Origin of the sequence: Paenibacillus thiaminolyticus, assembly GCF_003591545.1 — a bacterium.
In the GTDB taxonomy this organism is placed as follows: domain Bacteria; phylum Bacillota; class Bacilli; order Paenibacillales; family Paenibacillaceae; genus Paenibacillus_B; species Paenibacillus_B thiaminolyticus_A.
Genome location: NZ_QYZD01000074.1, coordinates 1 through 6571, shown reverse-complemented (window position 1 = coordinate 6571; position 6571 = coordinate 1). Strand labels below are relative to the sequence as shown.

The 6571-nt window shown below is 53.3% G+C and carries 6 protein-coding genes; all 6 read left to right on the top strand.

From position 1 onward, the window contains the following. The first annotated feature begins 227 nt into the window (after positions 1 to 227). The 6 genes from DQX05_RS29705 to DQX05_RS29680 all read left to right on the top strand — a co-directional run bounded on the left by DQX05_RS29705 (position 228) and on the right by DQX05_RS29680 (position 6504). Positions 228 to 1373 (top strand): MFS transporter, encoded by a 1146-nt coding sequence (locus DQX05_RS29705; RefSeq protein ID WP_119796836.1) that lies wholly within the window; start codon positions 228 to 230, stop codon positions 1371 to 1373. 117 nt (positions 1374 to 1490) lie between these two features. Then, complete coding sequence (locus DQX05_RS29700; protein ID WP_119796833.1) at positions 1491 to 2219, top strand: phosphonate ABC transporter ATP-binding protein; 729 nt, start codon at positions 1491 to 1493, stop codon at positions 2217 to 2219. Between the two features lie 92 nt (positions 2220 to 2311). Continuing rightward, a complete protein-coding gene (locus DQX05_RS29695) occupies positions 2312 to 2956 on the top strand; it encodes a DUF3298 and DUF4163 domain-containing protein (RefSeq protein ID WP_119796832.1) in 645 nt (214 codons plus the stop codon). A gap of 119 nt (positions 2957 to 3075) precedes the next feature. Beyond that, positions 3076 to 4362: a hypothetical protein gene (locus DQX05_RS29690; protein ID WP_259392311.1), complete on the top strand. Its 1287-nt coding sequence runs from the start codon at positions 3076 to 3078 to the stop codon at positions 4360 to 4362. Between the two features lie 19 nt (positions 4363 to 4381). After that, positions 4382 to 5083 (top strand): response regulator transcription factor, encoded by a 702-nt coding sequence (locus DQX05_RS29685; protein WP_119796831.1) that lies wholly within the window; start codon positions 4382 to 4384, stop codon positions 5081 to 5083. 26 nt (positions 5084 to 5109) lie between these two features. Further along, positions 5110 to 6504: a sensor histidine kinase gene (locus DQX05_RS29680; RefSeq protein ID WP_119796834.1), complete on the top strand. Its 1395-nt coding sequence runs from the start codon at positions 5110 to 5112 to the stop codon at positions 6502 to 6504. Positions 6505 to 6571 lie beyond the last annotated feature (67 nt).

Sequence of the window (6571 nt, the reverse complement as noted above, 5' to 3'; positions counted from 1 at the left end):
AGTGACATTATCTCAGAACAGTTATAGGGTGACATTATCACAGAAGAACAACATACTCTATCATTATGAATTGTGTTGTATCCTATTGTCTACTATAATGTTGAAATGTTGGTGTCAAATGAAGCTTGCAGGGGGCGGCTGCGTGCCGCCGCTTCAGGCGTTCAAATCATAGTAATTGTGGAGGAAAGTCCATGTCAGCAAGGCGTTTCACTACGAATTCTCCAAGCATGCAATTTTTCATTCTCATTATTGTTGTCACATTTACCGGATTGAGTCAAGGGATGCTGCTCCCGCTCTTAACCATCTTCCTGGAGCGGATGGGCGTCCCTTCTGATCTGAATGCGCTGAATGCGACGGCTTTGTACGTCGGCGTCTTCGCCATGATGTTCGCCGTCGAATGGATCCTGCTCCGGGTGGGATTCAAGCGAATGCTTCTCGGCGGACTGATTGTCGTAACGGCGGCGATCGTACTGTTCCCGCTGCTGCCCAACATCTATGTCTGGTTCGCCCTTCGGATGATTGTCGGCCTAGGGGATAGCGCGCTGCATTACGCGACCCAACTGTGGGCGGTCTCCGTCAGCCCGGCTCACCGGCGCGGACGGAATATTTCGCTGTACGGGATGGCCTATGGACTTGGCTTCAGCTTCGGTCCGCTTGGGATTAATCTGCTCCGCTTGCATGATTCCGCACCGTTCCTGGTGATGGGCGCGCTGTTCCTTGTCGTCATCGGGCTCGTCCTGTTCGTGCTGCCGAATCAGCCGGTGGAAGGCTTGCATGAGGGCGCCCGTCCCGAGAAGCGGTATGCCCGCTCTTATCAATGGGCGTGGTTCGCGCTGCTGCCGGCCTTTTTGTACGGCTATATGGAAGCATCGATGAACAGCAACTTCCCGATCTATGCGCTGCGCATCGGCCTGGAGGAGCATTGGATCTCGTACCTGCTGCCGTTCTTCGGCATCGGCGGCCTTATCCTGCAGCTTCCGCTAGGCATACTGAGCGACAAGGTCGACCGCAAAAAGGTCTTGATGGCTTGCGGTCTGACCGGAGGAGCGGGATTCCTTTTCGTTCCGTTCGTCGGAACGAGCGTCTGGGGGATCTTGATTCTATTTCTGCTCATCGGCGGCTTGGTCGGCTCCTTTTTCTCGCTTGGCTTGGCCTATGCCGCGGATATTTTGCCGAAGGCTTATCTGCCTTCCGCCAATGTGATCGCATCCGTTCACTTCAGCTTGGGCAGCATTATCGGGCCGAACCTGGCCGGCTTGGGGCTGCAATATGTGTCCATGGGCAGTATGTTCTACCTGCTCGGCCTCTGGTACATCGGCTTCTCGCTGCTCGGCTTGATCTTCAAGCGGCAGGCAAAAACGCTTGCAAGTTAGGTCTCATCTTCCTACACTTATAAATATATGTTCAAAAGCATCGCAAGCGGATTTTGGAGAACAACCTGACAGAAATCACAACGGAATGTCTTCTACGGATAGAGAGGAGTCAATGCCATGATTAAAGTAGAACGTCTGGTCAAGCGGTATCCGCCGGCCCCTCCGATCTTGGATCGATTGAGCTTCGAGCTCGAGCCTGGCGAATTCGTCGGCGTTATCGGTGCAAGCGGCAGCGGGAAATCGACGCTTCTCAAATGCATCGCGATGCGCGAGAGCTGGACGAGCGGCAAGTATAACGTCGATGGCGTTAATATTTTCGAGAATCAGGTCAACGGCAAGCGCAAGGTAATGCGCGAATTCGCTTACCTGGAACAGAATCCGGTCCTTAATCTGAATCGAAAAGTGCTGAAAAACGTGCTCATCGGCCGCTTCCATCAGACGCCGCTATGGCGGATGGCTCTGGGCATTGTTCGATCAGACGATTATATGGGGGCGATGGACACGCTCGAGATGCTCGGCTTGCTGGACAAAGCGCATGACCAGACGAGCAAGCTCAGCGGCGGGGAGCGCCAGCGTGTCGCCATTGCGCGCGCGCTCGTGCACGGGGCCAACGTTCTCTTGGCGGACGAGCCGGTCCTCGGGCTTGATCCGAAGGCCGCCGAGTCGGTGCTGGAGACGTTCCGCAGCTTGTGCCAGCGGGAGCGGAAGATCGTGATCGCCGTGTTCCATCAGGCTGAGCTGGCCGAGAAATATGCGACCCGCATCTGGGGAATGAAGGAAGGGCGGATCGCGGTCGACGTGAAGGGGCGCCGCCTGCTCCAATCGGAGAAGGCGCTCATACATTAATGCAATGCGGAATGCCGCTTAGGCGAATGTCACGCCGCGCCGCTCCTCGCATATATTGGGATTATGACCAATGATGAAGCGAGGGGATAGGAATGAGCACATCAACGGCAGCGGATGCGGATGCCACGTCAATGTATCCGCTGCCGGTTCAGGTGGATGCGTATGTCATCCGCAGACCGAAGCTGACCGTCTATGTGCCTCAGATTCGCGGCCGTGACGGGGACGAAGCGGTATCCCACATGAATAAGGCGATACACCGTCAGGCGGTCCGGCTCATTCGAATGACCGGCTACGGGGAAGCGCCGGACACGGAGGTAACGGGCTCCTACGAGATCAAGCTGAATGAGCGCCATTATATTAGCCTCACGCTCCTCGTATACGGATATACAGATCATGCCGCGCACGGGATGACCTATCAGGCAGGGATGACGATGGATGTCAGGAACGGGCGGGAGCTGAAGCTGGCGGATCTGTTCAAGCCGGGAGCCCCTTATGTGAAGGTGTTGTCGGAGCAGGTAGACGCCCAGATTAAGGCGCGCGGCATTCCCGTATTGGAGCCGTTCACCGAGATTCGGCCGGATCAAGATTTTTATATGACGGACAAAGCGCTTGTCCTGTTCTTCGGCCTGTATGAGCTGGCTCCATACGCATACGGCTTTCAATATTTCCCGATATCCATCTATACGTTGCAGGATATCAAGGCAGAGAATGGAATAATCGATGCGCTCTGGTACTAGCACGGGGTTTGTCATGGTATTGTCACCTTTGGGTGACAGTTTTTTTTATAATGATGGAGGATGTAATCTGTTAAAATATAATCAGGATAAATCGAACTGATGAAAGAGTGATAAGCGGAATGACAAAGCGGTGGATACGGAGCGTGTCCCTTCTTCTCCTGGCCTGCGTCCTGCTCAGCGGGTGCGATTGGCTGGAGGATCCGAAGTCGTTAATGAGCATGCCCCGGCTTCCGGAGGATAAAGCAAAGATAATGACCATTATTTCCTCGCAAATGCCAAAAGAGGCAGAAATGTTACGGCCGGCCAATGCCGAGGATGCCAGCGCCATACGGCTTGCCGATCTGAACAATGACGGGCGGGCGGATACGGCAATTGTGTTTTACGAGACGCCGGACAAGGATGTGCGCCTGCACGGACTCGTCTTCCATAGCGATGGAGAGACGTGGAACAAGGTGGTCGAGTTCGATGGGGTAGGCGTCAGCTTGGATCGGGTCGAGCTCGTGGACTTGACCCATGACAACAAGCTGGATCTCGTCGTCGGCTATGGAGGCAGCGACAAGGATCTGAACAAAGGATTGGTCGTCTACACGTTCACGCAGGACGGCATCGTCAAAATATTCGAGCAGCCCTATTCCCAGTTCGTCATCGATGATCTGAACGGAGATGGGAAGAATCAGTTATACATCGTCAATAACCGCCGCGACATGCCGCCGGTGCTGGCCATGTACGATTTCAAGGACGGGAAGATGGCCAAGCAGAATGAACTGACGCTGGACAAAGACGTGAATATGTATACGAACATGATTTCAGGCCATATCAGCAAGAACCAAAAAGGAATTGTGCTTGACGCGGTCGCTGGCGCCAATTACGGCGTGACGGATGTTATCAAGTTGACAGAGGATAATCAGCTCGTCTCTATCCTGCCGGAAGAGATGGCGATCAAGCCGTATAATATAGCTAGCGGTGACATGAATGGAGATGGCATTATCGAGATCGCGATTCCGGAGATGCCATCGGGCTGGGATATTTATGAGTCGTATGTTATTCCGTACTTCACGAGCTACTATCAATGGGACGAGAAGAACGGATTGAAGCTGGTCGAGAAGCAGTACCGCGACTATGAGGAGCGGTTCCAGCTGAAGCTGCCGAATTCGTGGTATGGCCGGGTAACGATTGATACGAAGTCGAAGAAGGATGAATATATCCGGTTCATGGACATGCATACGAATGAGACACTGGCCGAGATTAAGTTTTTCAACCCGGAAATGTGGGAGACGTACAAGGAGAAGTGGACCTATCTCAGTTCGTATGGAGATACCATTATCGGCGTCTTCAGCAAGGAGCCGCTGATGTTGAACAGAGGCACCCCGAAGATTCCGGATATGAACCGGGAAAGCAATGAATGAAAGAAGGAGACGGGAAGAGATGACGAAGATACTCATTCTGGAAGATGAAGAATCCATTCGCAGCTTTATTGTCATCAACCTGAAGCGCAACGGATTCGAAGTGGTGGAGGCCGCCAACGGCAACGACGCCTACCAGATTCTGGTCAATGATAATACGATTGATATTGCGCTGCTCGACGTGATGGTTCCGGGCATTGACGGCTTTGAGGTATGCCGCCGCGTCCGCCAGTTCAATGAGCGGATGGGCATCATTTTCCTGACGGCCAAGGTTCAGGAGCAGGATAAGGTATACGCGTTATCGGTCGGTGCCGACGATCATGTGAGCAAGCCGTTCAGTCCGACGGAGCTGGTGGCCCGCATTCAGTCTCTTCTGCGCCGGGTCAACGCCTATCAGCAGCCTACGCAGAAAGTCGTCTATCATTCGGGGCCGTTCACGCTCGATCTGATCGCGAAGCGGTTCACGAAGCAGAACCAAGCGATTGATCTAACTCCGACGGAGTTCTCGCTGGTGCAATTCTTCATGGAGAAGGAAGACATGACTTTAAGCCGCGATGTGCTGCTTGACTATGTATGGGGCAAAGATTATATGGGCGATCCGAAGATTGTCGATGTTAATATCCGCCGCCTGCGGCAGAAAATCGAGGATGAACCTTCGTCGCCGAAATATTTAGAAACAGTCTGGGGACATGGATATAAGTGGAAAGGCTCCTCTTCATGCTAAAGCCGGGAATACGGCGTTCCGTAGTAATGCACTATTTTATCGTCGTGTTCTTGACGATGCTTATTTTGGAGGCGATATTTCTTATCGCTGTCCGTTCCTATTATTATGATTCGATTTCTAACCATATGTCGTCTCATTTGAGTGTCACGACATCGTTCTACCAACAAGGCAATGCGGGGGTCAATACGCAAGACCGAAGCTGGCTACCCGTCCTGCTGAAGCAGTACAATATGAAGAAGGCGGAAGTGCAGATTCTGAGTCCGCAGGGCGAGGTGCTGATATCGTCCAGCTACTTCCGGGTGGACAAGCCGGTCGCCACGGCCGACGTCATCAGTGCCCAGAGCGGGACGGTAGGACAGTGGATCGGCAAGCAGCCGGGTACGGGAGAGGCGGTGATGTCGATCTCGTCCCCGATCTATGCGAAGGGAGATATCGTATATATCGTCCGTCTGGTCACTTCGCTGGACTTGGTCAATGCGCGCATTAACAGCATCGTGCTGCTGTCTGTTGTCATTGCGATCGCAGTTCTCATCGTCGTGCTTATTATCAGCATCGGCCTGGCGAATTCCATCGTGAAGCCGATCAATGAGATTACGAGCGCCTCCGCCCAGATGGCGAAGGGACGATTCGATGTTCGCATCAAGGAAGAATACCAGTATGAGATCGGCGAGCTGGCCCGGACGCTCAACTTCATGGCCCATGAGATCGTCCGCAGCAATCAGCTTAAGAATGACTTCGTCTCCTCGATCTCGCATGAGTTGCGCACGCCGCTTACCGGGATTAAGGGGTGGAGCGAGACGCTTCTCTCCGGACAGTTCGAGGAAGAAGAGAGCCAGTTGGGGATGAACGTCATCCTCAAGGAGACCGATCGGCTTATCGGGCTGGTCGAGGAATTGCTTGACTTCTCGAAGCTGCAGGAGAATAAGCTGCAATTCAATTGGTCGCCGGTCTCTTTGTCGGGCATATTGGAAGACACGGTCTTGCAGGTAAAAATGAAGGTCGAACAGAAGCAGATTCATATTGAGGTTCGTTCCCGCGGCGCGGAGCAGCCTATCTCTGGCGATGCGAACCGGCTGAAGCAGGTCTTTCTCAATCTGATTGACAATGCGGTGAAGTTCTCTCCGAATGAATCGGTAATTACGGTCCATTCGACGTGGGACGAGAATAACGTGGTCGTTCGGATCGTGGATCAGGGCATCGGCATTAGCAAGGAGCATTTGGCCAAAGTCATGGATAAGTTCTATCAGGTGAACCCGAGCCATGGCGGCACGGGATTGGGCTTAGCCATAACGTACGAGCTGGTGAAGGCGCATCACGGCGACATGACTATCGAGAGCAAGCCGGAAGTAGGCACGACGGTGATTGTGACGCTTCCGATTCATCAGCCGGCCGCAAGCGAACCGGAGGAAGAGAAGCAGTAATCCTATGACTTTTGCTAGAGTAAAGGGCAGAAAATTTCTGCCCCTCCTCATCAAACCGTACGTGAGG

Bases quoted from the DNA above. Each gene is read 5' to 3' on its own strand.
- DQX05_RS29700 (WP_119796833.1), top strand. From the start codon at position 1,491: ATGATTAAAGTAGAACGTCTGGTCAAGCGGTATCCGCCGGCCCCTCCG.
- DQX05_RS29685 (WP_119796831.1), top strand. From the start codon at position 4,382: ATGACGAAGATACTCATTCTGGAAGATGAAGAATCCATTCGCAGCTTT.
- DQX05_RS29695 (WP_119796832.1), top strand. From the start codon at position 2,312: ATGAGCACATCAACGGCAGCGGATGCGGATGCCACGTCAATGTATCCG.
- DQX05_RS29705 (WP_119796836.1), top strand. From the start codon at position 228: ATGCAATTTTTCATTCTCATTATTGTTGTCACATTTACCGGATTGAGT.
- DQX05_RS29680 (WP_119796834.1), top strand. From the start codon at position 5,110: ATGCACTATTTTATCGTCGTGTTCTTGACGATGCTTATTTTGGAGGCG.
- DQX05_RS29690 (WP_259392311.1), top strand. From the start codon at position 3,076: ATGACAAAGCGGTGGATACGGAGCGTGTCCCTTCTTCTCCTGGCCTGC.